Source organism: Sphingomonas aquatilis, assembly GCF_014196115.1.
GTDB classification, from domain to species: domain Bacteria; phylum Pseudomonadota; class Alphaproteobacteria; order Sphingomonadales; family Sphingomonadaceae; genus Sphingomonas; species Sphingomonas aquatilis.
In genome coordinates this window covers 1-14,363 of record NZ_JACIDB010000001.1, presented here as the reverse complement: position 1 = coordinate 14,363, position 14,363 = coordinate 1, and the positions used below count along the sequence as shown (strand labels likewise).

Annotated in this window: 10 protein-coding genes and 1 tRNA gene; 4 read left to right on the top strand and 7 right to left on the bottom strand. The window is 67.3% G+C overall.

Annotated features, from left to right (window positions below):
- Window positions 1-131 precede the first annotated feature (131 nt).
- The gene (gene pheT / locus GGR47_RS00055; protein WP_147035081.1) at window positions 132-2,495 is read left to right on the top strand and encodes a phenylalanine--tRNA ligase subunit beta; all 2,364 of its coding nucleotides are present in this window, start codon (window positions 132-134) and stop codon (window positions 2,493-2,495) included.
- Between the two features lie 317 nt (window positions 2,496-2,812).
- Here pheT and GGR47_RS00050 read toward each other — a convergent pair whose 3' ends face one another.
- Together GGR47_RS00050 and GGR47_RS00045 are read right to left on the bottom strand one after the other, a co-directional pair.
- A complete protein-coding gene (locus tag GGR47_RS00050; protein ID WP_147035080.1) occupies window positions 2,813-3,160 on the bottom strand; it encodes a tRNA-binding protein in 348 nt (115 codons plus the stop codon).
- Window positions 3,147-3,821 carry a glutathione S-transferase family protein gene (locus GGR47_RS00045; protein WP_017977253.1) on the bottom strand — a complete coding sequence of 225 codons (675 nt, stop codon included), beginning with the start codon at window positions 3,819-3,821 and terminating at the stop codon, window positions 3,147-3,149. Before GGR47_RS00045 ends, GGR47_RS00050 begins: the two co-directional genes overlap by 14 nt.
- A 42-nt stretch (window positions 3,822-3,863) precedes the next feature.
- Here GGR47_RS00045 and GGR47_RS00040 point away from each other — a divergent pair, with 42 nt between their 5' ends.
- Complete coding sequence (locus tag GGR47_RS00040; protein WP_147035079.1) at window positions 3,864-4,055, top strand: hypothetical protein; 192 nt, start codon at window positions 3,864-3,866, stop codon at window positions 4,053-4,055.
- A gap of 137 nt (window positions 4,056-4,192) precedes the next feature.
- Here GGR47_RS00040 and gltB read toward each other — a convergent pair whose 3' ends face one another.
- The 5 genes from gltB to GGR47_RS00015 all read right to left on the bottom strand — a co-directional run bounded on the left by gltB (window position 4,193) and on the right by GGR47_RS00015 (window position 12,905).
- A complete protein-coding gene (gltB, locus tag GGR47_RS00035) occupies window positions 4,193-8,716 on the bottom strand; it encodes a glutamate synthase large subunit (protein WP_147035115.1) in 4,524 nt (1,507 codons plus the stop codon).
- Window positions 8,716-9,456: a DUF2059 domain-containing protein gene (locus GGR47_RS00030; protein ID WP_221204591.1), complete on the bottom strand. Its 741-nt coding sequence runs from the start codon at window positions 9,454-9,456 to the stop codon at window positions 8,716-8,718. Before GGR47_RS00030 ends, gltB begins: the two co-directional genes overlap by 1 nt.
- A 5-nt stretch (window positions 9,457-9,461) precedes the next feature.
- Window positions 9,462-10,895 (bottom strand): NAD(P)-dependent oxidoreductase, encoded by a 1,434-nt coding sequence (locus GGR47_RS00025; RefSeq protein ID WP_147035077.1) that lies wholly within the window; start codon window positions 10,893-10,895, stop codon window positions 9,462-9,464.
- Window positions 10,896-11,048: 153 nt separating this feature from the next.
- On the bottom strand, window positions 11,049-11,846 hold the full coding sequence (locus GGR47_RS00020) for an undecaprenyl-diphosphate phosphatase (RefSeq protein WP_017977248.1): 798 nt from the start codon (window positions 11,844-11,846) through the stop codon (window positions 11,049-11,051).
- A 129-nt stretch (window positions 11,847-11,975) separates the two neighbouring features.
- Window positions 11,976-12,905, bottom strand: a complete 930-nt coding sequence (locus GGR47_RS00015) for a complex I NDUFA9 subunit family protein (protein WP_147035076.1) — start codon at window positions 12,903-12,905, stop codon at window positions 11,976-11,978.
- A gap of 109 nt (window positions 12,906-13,014) precedes the next feature.
- Between GGR47_RS00015 and GGR47_RS00010 the strand changes: the two genes are divergently transcribed.
- Together GGR47_RS00010 and GGR47_RS00005 are read left to right on the top strand one after the other, a co-directional pair.
- A tRNA-Leu gene (locus GGR47_RS00010) sits at window positions 13,015-13,101 on the top strand.
- 33 nt (window positions 13,102-13,134) lie between these two features.
- Window positions 13,135-13,386 carry a hypothetical protein gene (locus GGR47_RS00005; RefSeq protein ID WP_147035075.1) on the top strand — a complete coding sequence of 84 codons (252 nt, stop codon included), beginning with the start codon at window positions 13,135-13,137 and terminating at the stop codon, window positions 13,384-13,386.
- The last annotated feature ends 977 nt before the right edge of the window (window positions 13,387-14,363 follow it).

Here is a 14,363-nt window from a genome sequence, read left to right as displayed (position 1 = left end):
ATTAGTCCGTCATCCCGGCGAAAGCCGGGATCCATGGACAGCGGGACGACAATTGGGACACGGACCGCGCGCCTCACACCGCTCGGGTCCATGGATCCCGGCCTTCGCCGGGATGACGAAGGTAAAGCGACATGAAATTCACCCTCTCCTGGCTCAAGGACCACCTGACCACCGATGCGAGCCTCGACGATCTCGTCGACGGCCTGACGCGCATCGGGCTGGAGGTGGAGGGCGTCCACAACCCCGGCGAGGCGCTGCAGGCGTTCCGCGTCGCGCGCATCCTGTCCGCCGAGCGTCACCCGCAGGCCGACAAGCTGCAGGTGCTGAGCGTCGATGCCGGTGACGGTCCGATGCAGGTTGTCTGCGGCGCGCCCAACGCACGCGCCGGCCTGGTCGGCGTGTTCGGCGCGCCGGGTGCCTATGTCCCCGGCCTCGACGTAACGCTGAAGGTCGCGGCGATCCGCGGCGTCGAATCGAACGGCATGATGTGTTCGGCGCGCGAGCTGGAGATCGGCGAGGGCCATGACGGCATCATCGAACTGCCCGAGGACGCGCCGGTCGGCACCCCCTACCCCGACTATGCCGGGCTGAACGATCCGGTCATCGACGTGTCGATTACGCCCAACCGGCAGGATTGCATGGGCGTCCACGGCATCGCGCGCGATCTCGCCGCCGCCGGCCTCGGCACGTTGGTGCCGCCGACCGTGCCCGCGATCGATGCGCAAGGCCCCGGTCCGGACGTGGCGATCGAGGACGCCGCCGGTTGCCCGGCCTTTTACGCACAGGCGGTCACTGGCCTCACCAATGGCGAGGCGCCGGACTGGATGCGCCAGCGGCTGACCGCGATCGGGCAGAAGCCGATCTCGACCCTGGTCGACATCACCAACTACATGACCGTCGACCTGGGACGCCCGCTGCACGTCTACGACCGTGCGAAGCTGACCGGCGGCCTCGTCGCGCGGTCCGCCCGCGACGGTGAGACGATCGAGGCGCTGAATGGCAAGACCTATACGTTGCGTGAGGGCATGACCGTCATCGCCGACGAGGCGGGCGTCCACGACATCGGCGGCATCATGGGCGGCGAGCATTCCAGCGTCACAGCCGAGACGACCGACGTCGTCATCGAATGCGCCTATTTCGCGCCCGACGCGATCGCGCGCACGGGCCAGGCGCTCACGCTCACCAGCGATGCGCGCCAGCGCTTCGAACGCGGCGTCGACCCGGCGTTCCTCGACGACGGCCTCGCCATCGCGACCTTCCTCGTCCAGCACTATTGCGGCGGCACGGCGAGCGGCGTCACGCGCGCGGGCGAACCGCCGGTGGCGCCGCGGACGATTGGCTACGACCCGGCCCGCGCCGAAACGCTGGGCGGCCTTGCCGTGGCGCCGGAACGGCAGCGCGACATCCTCGAACGGCTCGGCTTCACGGTCGACGGCGACTGGACCGTCACCGTGCCGACGTGGCGCCGCGACATCGACGGCCCTGCCGATCTGGTCGAGGAAGTGATCCGCATCGAAGGCATCGACAAGGTCGCGCCCGTCGCGCTGCCGCGAATGCCCGGCGTCGCACGCCCGACCGCCACGCCCGAACAGAAGCTGGAACGCCGCGTCCGCCGCGCCGCCGCCGCGCGCGGGCTGGATGAGGCGGTGACGTGGAGCTTCCTGCCCGACGCGCAGGCCGCGCCGTTCGGCGGGGGCACGTGGAGCCTTGCCAACCCGATCAGCGAAGACCTGAAGGTCATGCGGCCGTCGCTGCTGCCCGGCCTGCTGTCGGCGAGCGCGCGCAACCTGAAGCGTGGCATCGCGACCGTGCGGCTGTTCGAGATTGGCCGCCGCTATCTGGCCGATGGTGAGCATCCGACCGTCGGTGTCGTGCTGGCCGGCCATGCGCGCGAGCGCGGCTGGCGTGGCGGAAAGGCGGCGGACTTCGATGCCTATGACGCCAAGGCGGAGGCGCTGGCGCTGCTCGCCGCGGCGGGGGCGCCGGTCGACAATCTGCAGGTGATGGGCGAGGCCGGCGACGCGTGGCACCCCGGCCAGTCGGGCACGCTGCGGCTCGGGCCGAAGACGGTGCTGGCGCGCTTCGGCATGCTGCACCCCAGCCTGCTCAAGGCGTTCGACCTCGATGGCGCGGTCGCTGCGGTGGAAGTGTATCTCGATGCGCTGCCCGCCAAGCGTGTGAGCGGCTTCATGCGCCCGGCCTTCGCGCCGCCGGCGCTGCAATCGGTGCGCCGCGACTTCGCCTTCCTGGTGCCGCAGGGCGTCAGCGCCGACGCGCTGGTGCGCGCGGTGCGATCGGCGGACAAGGCGGCGATCACCGGTGCGCGCGTGTTCGACGTGTTCACGGGCGCGGGCGTCGAGGATGGCTTCAAGTCGGTCGCGGTGGAGGCGGTGCTGCAACCCGCCGACAAGAGCTTCACCGATGAGGCGCTAAAGGCGATCGCCGACAAGATCGTCGCGGCGGCGGCCAAACAGGGTGCGGTGCTGCGGAGCTGATCCGCGGCACCTTTGTCAACACGGGCGGGCGACTCGGCCTGCCCGTAGGTGCCACCCCGGCGCAGGCTGGGGTCTTTGGCGGCTTCTGGCGGACGCCTTCACCGGGAGACCCCGGCCTGCGCTGGCATGACGGCTGGTTTTGGGCGGATGCGTGCGGGCTTGGCCGAAGCGACGCGGTACGGTGGTGCTGCCTAACGCGGCGGCGGGGCGGGCATTCACGCCCCCCAGTAACGAAGCGCTTCGCTGACCTCCCCCTCCGTCATGCCTCGCGGCATGCCACCTTCCCCTGGCGGGGGAGGACTTGAGGTGGCTCGCCGCTAGAAGAGGCGACCGCCGTTCGGCACCGGATGGTCGGGGGCGATCAGTACCACCTTGCCGTCCGCATCGGGGAAGCCGAGCGTCAGCACTTCGGACATGACCGGCCCGATCTGGCGCGGCGGGAAGTTGACCACCGCGGCGACCTGGCGCCCGACCAACTCTTCGGGCGTGTAGTGCGTCGTGATCTGCGCCGACGATCGTTTGACGCCGATGCCCTCGCCGAAATCGATGCGCAGCTTGATCGCCGGCTTGCGCGCTTCGGGAAAGGGTTCGGCGGCGACGATCGTGCCGACGCGGATGTCGACGCGCTCGAACTCGTCGAACGTCAGGGGATCAGAAGTCGACATTGTCGTAATGCGCCGGCGGGCCGATCAATTCCATCCGTTCGGACAGCAACGGCCGGAAGCTCGGACGGCTCTTGAAGCCGCGATACCAGCGCGCGGTCTGGTCATGCCCCTTCCAGTCGATGCCGCCCAAATAGTCCGCCACCGAAATCTGCGCGGCGGCGGCAAGGTCGGCGAGACTCATCGTCGCGCCGCCCAGCCAGTTGCGGTGATCGAGCAGGTAATCGGTGTAATCGAGGTGGCTGACCGCCGCCTTCATCGCCTCGCGCAGGCCTTTGGCATCGGGCGAGGCGCGGTGGGCGAGGCGCTTGACGACGCGCTCGTGCAACAGCGGCCCGGTGACGTCGCGATAGAAATGCGTGTCGAACCACGTCACCAGCCGGCGGATCTCGGCGCGGTTGGCAGCGGTGCCGTTGATCGTCGCCGCCTTGTCGACCGTTTCCTCGAAATATTCGCAGATCGCCATCGAATCGATCAGCGGCGCGCCCGGACGGCTGGCGTCGACCATCACCGGCGTTTCGCCCGCGGGGTTCATGTCCATGAACTCGTCGCGCCGCTCCCACGGCGATTCGCGCACCAGCTGATAGCCGATGCCCTTTTCACCGAGCAGCAGCCGCACCTTGCGGCTGAACGGGCACAGGGGGAATTGGTAGAGCTGCCACATGCCTGCGGTGTTAGAAGCATGGGCGGATGGAGGGAAGCAGTGATGGCCTTAGATGACGGTGTTCGCATCATCGATGGCGTGATCCACATCGACCATGCGGAGATCGAAGCCGGGCTACGCGCATTGGCCGCGCGTTGGCAGGTCACCGTTGAAGAGGCGTTGGGGATCGTGCTGCGCAACGCCTTGGCCGAACAGGGACTCGAGATGCCGGGCCAGCCGATGGTGGTGGGATAAGGACGCTCCCCGCCTATTCGTCATTCCGGCGCACGCCGGAATCCATGGATGTGCGCGGCTGATGATGCGGGCTTCAGCGACCGCACTGCCTTCCATGGATCCCGGCGTGCGCCGGGATGACGAACTGTTGTCTATCCCTATTCCGCCGCCACCGCCTCGACCGTGTCGTCGAGCGGGTGCGTCTGGCGGGAGAGCATTTCCTTCGGGATCACCTGCCAGAAGTCGCCGGCGATCCGGTCCCAGTCGGCGAGCAGGCTCTTCGACCATTTGCTGTCGGTCGCCTTGGCGTGGCGTTCGACCAGGTCCTTGAGCACGCCTTCCCAATGCGCCGAGGCAAGACGCTGCCAGACGATGCTGTCGGGGTTGGCGCGGCGTTCGAAGGTCGCGTGCGGATCGTAGACGAAGGCCATGCCGCCGGTCATGCCCGCACCGAAATTCTGGCCGACCGTGCCCAGCAGCACCGCAACGCCGCCGGTCATATATTCGCAGCCATTGGCGCCGCAGCCCTCGACCACCACGGTCGCGCCCGAATTGCGCACCGCGAAGCGCTCGCCTGCCTGCCCCGCCGCAAGCAACGTACCGCTCGTCGCGCCATAGAGGCAGGTATTGCCGGCGATCGTATTGTCCTGGCTGGCGAGCGGGGACGACACTGCCGGCCGCAGGATGATCGTGCCGCCCGACAGGCCCTTGCCGACATAATCGTTGGCGTCGCCGAACACCTCCAGCGTGATGCCCTTACACATGAAGGCGCCGAGCGACTGGCCGGCGGAGCCGCGCAGCCGGATCGTGACGTGGCCGTCGGCGAGCTTGCTCATGCCGAAGCGGCGCGTGATCTCGCTCGACAGGCGCGTACCGACCGCACGGTGCGTGTTGCGCACCGAATAGGTCAGCTGCATCTTCTCGCCGCGGCTGAACACGGCGGCGGCATCCTTGATGATCTGCGCATCCAGGCTGTCGGGCACGTCGTTGCGGAAGGTCGACAGGCTGAAACGGCGCTCGGCGTCGGTCGCGTCGACCTTGGCGAGGATCGGGTTCAAATCGAGGTCGTCGAGATGCTCGGCGCCGCGGCTGACCTGGCGGAGCAATTCGGTGCGGCCGATCACCTCGTCGAGGCTGCGCACGCCCAGGCGGGCGAGGATGTCGCGGACCTCTTCGGCGATGAAGGTCATCAGGTTGATGACCTTTTCGGGCGTGCCGACGAACTTGCTGCGCAGCGCTTCGTCCTGCGTGCAGACGCCGACCGGGCAGGTGTTCGAATGGCACTGGCGCACCATGATGCAGCCCATCGCCACCAGTGACAACGTACCGATGCCGAACTCCTCCGCGCCGAGGATCGCGGCGATGACGATGTCGCGGCCGGTCTTGAGGCCGCCATCGGTGCGCAGGCGCACGCGGCCGCGCAGGCCGTTGAGGGTGAGGACCTGGTTGACCTCGGAAAGGCCCATTTCCCACGGCGTGCCGGCGTATTTGACGCTGGTCTGCGGGCTCGCGCCCGTACCGCCGACATGGCCGGCGACGAGGATGACGTCGGCATGCGCCTTGGCGACGCCCGCCGCGACGGTGCCGATGCCTGAGGAACTCACCAGCTTCACGCAGACGCGCGCGCGCGGGTTGATCTGCTTGAGGTCGTAGATGAGCTGCGCGAGGTCTTCGATCGAATAGATGTCGTGGTGCGGCGGCGGGCTGATCAGTGTCACGCCCGGCGTCGCATGGCGCAGCTTGGCGATGAATTCGGTCACCTTGAAGCCGGGCAGCTGCCCGCCCTCACCGGGCTTGGCCCCCTGCGCGACCTTGATCTCGATCTCTTCGCAGGCGTTGAGATATTCCGCCGTCACGCCGAAGCGGCCCGACGCGATCTGCTTGATCGTCGAATTGGCGTTGTCGCCATTTTCGTACGGGCTGAAGCGCTTGACGTCCTCGCCGCCCTCGCCCGACACCGCCTTGGCGCCGATGCGGTTCATCGCGATCGCCAGCGTCTCGTGCGCCTCCGGCGACAGCGCGCCCAGCGACATGCCGGGGGTGACGAAGCGCTTGCGGATTTCCGTGATCGCCTCGACCCGATCGACCGGCACGCCTTCGGCAGGGAAGTTGAACTGGAGCAGGTCGCGCAGATACACCGGCGGCAGATCGGCGACGCCGCGGCTGAACTGCAGATATTGCGTATAGCTGTCGGTCGACACCGCGGTCTGCAACAGGTGCATCAGCTGCGCCGAATAGGCGTGCGTCTCGCCCGTATGGCGCTGGCGGTAGAAGCCGCCGATCGGCAGCTTGGCGACGCCTTCGTCCCACGCCTGTTCGTGGCGGACGATCGCGCTGTAGTGGAGCGAGTTATAGCCCTCGCCACTGATCTTCGCGGGCATGCCGGGGAACAGGTCGTTGACCAGGCTGCGGCTGAGGCCGACCGCTTCGAAGTTGTAGCCGCCGCGGTACGAGGAGATCACCGCGATCCCCATCTTGCTCATGATCTTGAGCAGGCCCTCCTCGATCGCGGTGCGATGGCGCTTGAGGCATTCGTCCAAGGACAGGTCGCCAAACAGGCCGCGGGTGTGGCGGTCGACGATCGCGGCTTCGGCGAGATAGGCGTTCACCGTCGTCGCGCCGACGCCGATCAGCACCGCATAATAATGCGTGTCGAGGCATTCGGCCGAACGCACGTTGATCGAGGCGTAGGAGCGCAGGCCGCGACGGACGAGGTGCGTATGCACCGCCGCCGCCGCCAGCACGCCTGCGATCGCGATCCGGTCTTCGGAGACGTGCTCGTCGGTCAGGAACAGCTCGCTCTTGCCCTGGCGCACCGCCTGTTCGGCCTCGTTGCGGATGCGCTGGATCGCGGCGCGCAGCTTTTCCGGGCCGCCATCGGCGTCGAAGGTGCAGTCGATCTCGGTCGCGGTGCGTGCAAAGTGCGCGCGCAGCCGCGCCCAATGCTGGCCGGTCAGCACCGGCGAATCGAGCACGAGCACGCGGTCGCGCTGATCCTCGGTATCGAGGATGTTGGCGAGATTGCCGAAGCGCGTCTTGAGCGACATGACATAGCGTTCGCGCAAGGAGTCGATCGGCGGGTTCGTCACCTGGCTGAAGTTCTGGCGGAAGAACTGGCTGATCAGCCGCGGCTTGTCGCTGATGACGGCAAGCGGCGTGTCGTCGCCCATCGAGCCGACGGCTTCCTTGCCCGTTTCGACCATCGGCGCCAGGATCAACTCCATATCCTCCAGCGTCTGGCCGGCGGCGACCTGGCGGCGGGTGAGGCCCGCGCGATCGTAGCGGACCAGCGCGTCGGGCACGTCGGGCAGATCGTCGAGCGTGTGGAATTCGCCGATCATCGCGGCATAGTCATGCTCGCCGGCGATGCGGTCCTTCACCTCGCGGTCGTTCATCACCCGGCCTTCGTCCAGGTCGACCGCGATCATCTGGCCCGGCCCCAGCCGGCCCTTGGCGACGATCGTCGATTCGGGGACGACGACCATGCCGGTTTCCGATCCGACGATCAGCAGACCGTCCGACGTGCGCGTATACCGCAGCGGGCGCAGCGCGTTGCGGTCGACGCCCGCCACCGCCCAGCGGCCATCGGTCATCGCGAGGGCAGCGGGGCCGTCCCACGGCTCCATGACGGACGCGAGATACTGGTACATGGCGGCGTGGTCGGCGGGGACGTCGGTGTCCTTCTGCCACGCTTCGGGCACCAGCATGATCTTCGCGGTCGGTGCGTCACGGCCGGAGCGGCAGATCGTCTCGAACACCGCGTCGAGCGCCGCAGTGTCGCTGGCGCCCGCCGGGATCACCGGCTTGATGTCTTCCGAATGCTCGCCGAACGCCAGGCTCGCCATGCGGATTTCGTGGCTGAGCATCCAGTTCTTGTTGCCGCGAACCGTGTTGATCTCGCCATTGTGCGCCAGGCAGCGGAACGGCTGCGCCAGCCACCATTGCGGGAAGGTGTTGGTGGAATAGCGCTGGTGAAAGATCGCGACGCGCGATTCGAACCGCTGGTCCTGCAAATCGGGGTAGAAGACCGACAGCGATTCGGCGAGGAACAGGCCCTTGTAGACGATCGAGCGGCACGACAGCGAACAGATGTAGAAGCCCTGGATCTGCGCGGCGATGACGCGCTTTTCGATCCGGCGGCGGACCAGATACAGGTTCTTTTCGAATTCGGCGGCATCGACGTCGTCCGGCATCGGGCCGGCGATCATGATCTGTTCGATCTCGGGCCGCGTCGCCTGCGCCTTCATGCCGATAACCGACACGTCGACGGGCACCTGGCGCCAGCCGTAGATCGTATAGCCCGCCTCGATGATCGCGGATTCGACGATCGTACGACAGGTTTCCTGCGCGCCGAGGTCGGTGCGCGGCAGGAAGATCATGCCGACCGCGAGGCGGTTGGGCAGCACCTTGTGGCCACTGGCGACGACCGCATCGTCGAAGAAGCGATGCGGCAGGTCGATATGGATGCCCGCGCCATCGCCGGTCTTGCCGTCGGCGTCCACGGCGCCGCGGTGCCACACCGCCTTCAGCGCATCGACCGCCGACTGCACGACGCGCCGCGACGCGCGGCCATCAGTGGCGGCGACCAGGCCGACGCCGCAGGCATCGCCTTCGCTATCGGGGCGGTACATGCCGTGTTCGGCGAGATAGGCGCGCTGGTCGGCCTTCATGGGGTCGGTCATCATGACGTCACCTTGGGATCGTGGAGTTTGCTCGGATCGACACCCAGCGCCTTGGCAAGCTTGGCGCGTTCGGCGGGGGTCATGGTGTCGAGCTTACGAACCGGCGGCAGGCCGGCGGTGGCTTTCTGCGCCGCTTCGATGAACTGCGGCATCTGCTGCATCATCTTGGGCATGAGATCCTTCATCGACGCCATCACCGCTGGATCGGTCATGATCGTCGTCGCGCGGGCGGCATATTTGGCGCCGGTCGGGGTCGAGAAGTATCGGTCGAGGTCGGTCAGTTCGGCAACGGTGAAGTGATCGGCGTAGGCGTGTGCCATCGCCTCCCGCAGCGTCGGCTCCATCGTCGTGAAGAAGTCGCCCATCGCGCCGAACATGGCCTGCATCGTCAATTGCTGACGCCGCTGCCAATACGGATCGTAGATCGCCATCACCTCTTCGATGTTGACCTTGTCGAGCGCCTTGGCCTCTGCCGGTGTCAGACCACCCAGTTCCGCGATCTGGCGGAGCGGCATCGCTTTCAGCGTGTCGCCCATGCTGCCCGTGATCGCCTGCATCGACCCAGACATGACGGTTTTGTAGACGCCCGGTGGCAACAATCGCGCGGCAACCTTGCGCGCCTCGACAAGCGCCTCTTGCGAAGGCGGGGCCGTCTCGGTGGCGACGACCGGCGCCGATGGCGCGGTCTGTGCCAGTGCCACGCCCGGCATCAGGGCGCACAGCGCCGCCGCGATCCTCATGGTCTTCACGCCGCGACCCTCCCGGCCTTCGCCTTGGCCTTCAGCCACTTGTGCATCGTCGCGGCGACGTCGCGACCGTCGCGGATGGCCCAGACGACCAGGCTCGCACCGCGGACGATGTCGCCGGCGGCGAACACGCCGTCGAGGCTGGTCATCAGCGTCTTGCCGTCGACCAGCACCGTGCCCCAGCGGCTGACGCCCAGTTCGGGCGCGCCGAACAGCGTCGGCAGATCCTCGGCATCGAAGCCCAGCGCCTTCACGACCAGATCGGCCTGAAACGTGAAGTCGCCGCTGGGATCGGGTTCGGGCGCGCGGCGGCCGCTGGCGTCGGCGGCGCCCAGCCGCATTTTCCGCGCGCGCACCGTGCCGTCGGCGTCGAAGGCGGCGGGGGCGGAGAGCCAGACGAATTCGGCGCCCTCCTCCTCGGCATTGGCGACCTCGCGCTGGCTGCCGGGCATATTGGTGCGGTCGCGGCGATAGAGGCACTTCACGCTGGCCGCGCCCTGGCGGATCGCGGTGCGCACGCAGTCCATCGCGGTATCACCGCCGCCGATCACGACGACATGCTTGCCCTCGGCATTCAGCGCGCCGCCATCGAACGCCGGCACCGCATCGCCGAAGCCCTTGCGGTTCGATGCGATCAGATAGTCGAGCGCCGCGACGACGCGGCTGTCGTCGCCGCCCGCGACGTCGAGCGCGCGCGCCTTGTACACGCCCGTCGCGATCAGCACCGCGTCGTGACGCTGGCGCAATGTGTCGAGGCTCGCATCCTCGCCGACGCGGAAGCCTTCGTGGAAGACGATGCCGCCCGCCTTCAGCCGCTCGACGCGACGCATGACGACGGGCTTTTCGAGCTTGAAGCCGGGGATGCCATAGGTCAGCAGCCCGCCGGCGCGGTCGTGCCGGTCGTAGACGTGGACCTCATAACCATGACCGCGCAGATATTCGGCTGCCGTCAGCCCCGCCGGCCCCGCGCCGACGACCGCGACCGACTGGCCGCGCGCGGGCCCCGGCACCAGCGGCTCGACCCAGCCTTCTTCCCAAGCGGTATCGGTGATGAACTTCTCGACCGATCCGATCGTCACCGCGCCATGGCCGGTGAATTCGACGACGCAATTGCCCTCGCACAACCGATCCTGCGGGCAGATGCGGCCGCAGATTTCGGGCATGGTCGAGGTGGAGTTGCTCAGCTCATAGGCTTCGCGCAGCCGCCCCTCGGCGGTCAGGCGCAGCCAGTCGGGGATATGGTTGTGCAGCGGGCAATGGACCGAGCAATAGGGCACACCGCATTGCGAGCAGCGCCCGGCCTGATCCTCCGCCGCCGGAGGCGCGTAGCGTGCGGCGATTTCGGCGAAATCCTCCGCCCGCGCGGCAGCGTCGCGCTTGGCGGGATAGGCCTGCGGCCTTCCTACGAACTTCAGCATGGAATCGTGCGCCATAAGGCCTCCTCGCGACCGCAATAGGAAGCGGAGGGGCCCATGTCATGCGCAAAATGACCGATATGGCTTATTTGCTGACCTAATATCGGCAATTATCTTTGCGATTGACTCGCATCAATGTGCCAATGCGTTAAATTAGGTCCGACTTAACTCCTAACGCAACTGGAGCGCGACGAGCGCCACCGCGCCGACGATGATGCGATACCAAGCGAAGGGGGCGAAGCCGTGCCGGCTGACGATGCCGACGAACCAGCGGATCACCACGATCGCGACGACGAACGACACGACGAAGCCGATCGCAATGCTCAGCCACTCGCCCTGCCCCAGCGTCGCGCCCGATTTCAGCAGATCATAGGCGGAGGCGGCGAGCATCGTCGGAATGGCGAGGAAGAAGGAAAATTCCGCCGCCGCGCGCCGATCGACCCCCATACTGAGCGCGCCCATGATCGTCGCGCCCGAGCGGCTGACGCCCGGGATCATCGCCAGACACTGGACGACCCCGACGCCCAGTGCGGTGGACCAGGGCATCGCCTCGACCGATTCGATCCGCGCCTGCTTAACCAGCCGCTCGATGACGAGGATCGCGATGCCGCCGACGATCAGCGCGACCGCGACGACCGTCGGGCTTTCCAGCAGCGCCTTCACCGCCTTGTAGACGACGAGGCCGATGACCATCGCCGGCAGGAAGCCGAGCACGATGTTGCGCACGAAGGCGAAGGCGCCGGGCTTTTTAGCGAACAGGCCGACCGCGACATCCCAGAACCGCCGCCAGTAGAGGACGACGACCGCCAGGATCGCGCCGAGCTGGATGACGATGTCAAAGGTCGCGGTCGCCTTGTCCTGGACGCCGAGCAGCGTGCCGGCGAGGATCAGATGCCCGGTGGAGGAGACGGGCAGGAATTCGGTGACCCCCTCGACGATGCCGAGGAGGATGACGGTGAGGAGGTCCATGCACGGTCCTTAAGGCGGGGGGCGGTAATGGGATGTCCGGTCGCCCGGGCCGGTCGATGCCACCCGCGCGCCTGTGGGCGGGGTGGCGACCGGCTCGAGGCGAACGGGGATGCGGTCGGGCCGTCCGCGTTATGCGGCGAGGGTGGCTGCGCGGCGACCAAAGCGACCGGTGCGCCGGAAGCGGACGAGCCAGTCGGGCGCGACCGCCTGCAGCGGCGTCGGGTCGACGCCCAGCGCGGCCAGCCCCTCCGCCCCCGTTGCGACGACGTTGTCGTGCTGGAGCATGAGCCACTGATCCTTGGTAATCGGTGCCAGCGGCAGCGCGGCGAGCAAGGCGCCGGCAGCATCCGGCAGCTCGACGATGGACGGGCTGCGGCCGAGCGTCGCGGCGATCCAGCGGATGATCTCGCCCATCGTCATCACGTCCGGCCCGCCGAGTTCGAACGTGCGGCCCGCATAGGCCGCGCCGGTCGCGTTCGCCATCGCATCGCCGACGTCGGCGGCGAAGACCGGCTGGAACTTCACCGGCGCGCGCAACACCGGCACCACCGGCGACTTGGCGACCATGCCGGCGAAACGGTTGATGAACTGGTCCTCACGCCCGAACACGATCGAGGGGCGGATGATCGCCGCGCCCGGGAAGGCCGCGCGCACCGCCGCCTCGCCGCGCCCCTTGCTGCTGCCATAGCCCGATGGCGCGTCGGGGTCGGCGCCGATCGCGGACATATGGACGAGCGTCTCGACACCCGCCGCAGCCGCCGCCTCGGCGACGTTCCGCGCGCCACCGACGTGCAGCGCTTCGAAATTGCCGGACAGGATGCCGACCATATTGATCACCGCATCCGCGCCCGCGACGGCGCGCGCGACCGTTTCCGGCTTGGTCACGTCCGCCGCGACGAACTGCGTCTGGCCCAGGCCGCCCAGCGGGCGCAGGAACCAGGCATGACGCGGATCCCGCTCGGCGATGCGCACCCGGGCGCCGCCGCGCAACAGCGCCTGCACCACATAGCGACCGACGAAACCGCCGCCGCCGAAGATCGTAACCAGCTTGTCCTGCATGCGCCTCGGGCCTTTTTTTCGTCGCTGTCCTGACAATCGCCCCCTTGCCCCCCAAAAGGCGTGTTGACAAGGCACATGGCCGCCCCCTAAAGGCCGCCACCTACCCCGTGCCCAGATGGCGGAATTGGTAGACGCACCAGCTTCAGGTGCTGGCGATCGCAAGGTCGTGGAGGTTCGAGTCCTCTTCTGGGCACCATTTTCTCCTGCGGTATGCAGTTGAGAGCGAGATGTGATCAAGAGCATGCCGCTGGGCTGCTCGCATGTTTTCATCACATGTGGCGCAAACTACGCCTTGAACATTGGTTGGCGAGGCCGCGTTCTTTTCAACTTCCTGCGGTCTGCAGCGATGTTGAGCGTATCCGCTCGCCTGAGGTGCAACAGCATTATCACGCCGACACGGGTGTCACCCGGCGGCGATCCGCAGTCGATCGGCTGCGGACGGTCCGAGGTCGTCTTTTCCCAAATCACGGCGATTGATTGATCAAGACGCGCTCAGGTTCGGATGACAGCCCGCCAGTCCCAGCAGGACCTTTCCATCGCGACGCGCGCGCCGGCTCGACCGTTCAGCCATCAAACCCACGCAACCACGTGCGTCGCCTGGCGATCGAGCGATGCGCCGATGGCGAAGCCAGACGATGGCGGCCCCGAGGCCAGCCGACCGGGACTTGTTTGAAGGTCTTGCGAGGATGTGACGCCAGACTTCGGGATAGACCTTCGGACACAACGGCGTGCCGCCTTGAACGGCACCTAGGGCGGCCGCCAGCGCGCAGGGAGCTTCGATCGTGCATGCGGATGTGTCGACGCCGTACCGCCTCTCAGCGCATGCTACAGCGCCGATGCTTGTGGCTGCGTTCCATCGCCCGGCTCGATCGGCGGGATTATCGTCGCCTACCACTCGCCCCCCTCTGCGACGCTAGGGTGCTTGGCGGGAACACCGGCACGAAACGCTCCAGCTCCGTTCTGACCTGGACAACATGCCCGCGCCATAGCGACTCTGCTCTATCGATCTCCTGCCCCCATCAGCGGCGGCCCCGGTGCGTTCGTCTAGGTCAGCGCACGCAACTATCAGAACGGCGCGGGTGATGGCCTTTTTCGCCCTCGTAGCCCCGAATGGCACGAATGAGGGCCGAGACCTCGTTCGACGCGATTGGCGCCAGTCGGTAGGCGCATGACTCGGTCGCGGCCAACGGGTTGAGACGCTTGGACGAGGCCGTTGCAGCCCAGCCATACGCGGTCGAAAATCAGCAGACCTGTGAGTTCTAACCGGCAGTGGGGCGGTAGCCGTCAGGTTCGGCGAGGCTGGTGGCCGTCATTCGGTGGCGTGGCGCTCTTGGGCGCCTCGAGTGGGTAACCATTTCCTCTATCAAGTCAGGCGCGCCCCGCGGACATTACCGCGCATGTCGAGCGGTTCTGTCGTGCGGTTGCTGTGGATTGGGAGCGGGCCCAAACGCACGAAAG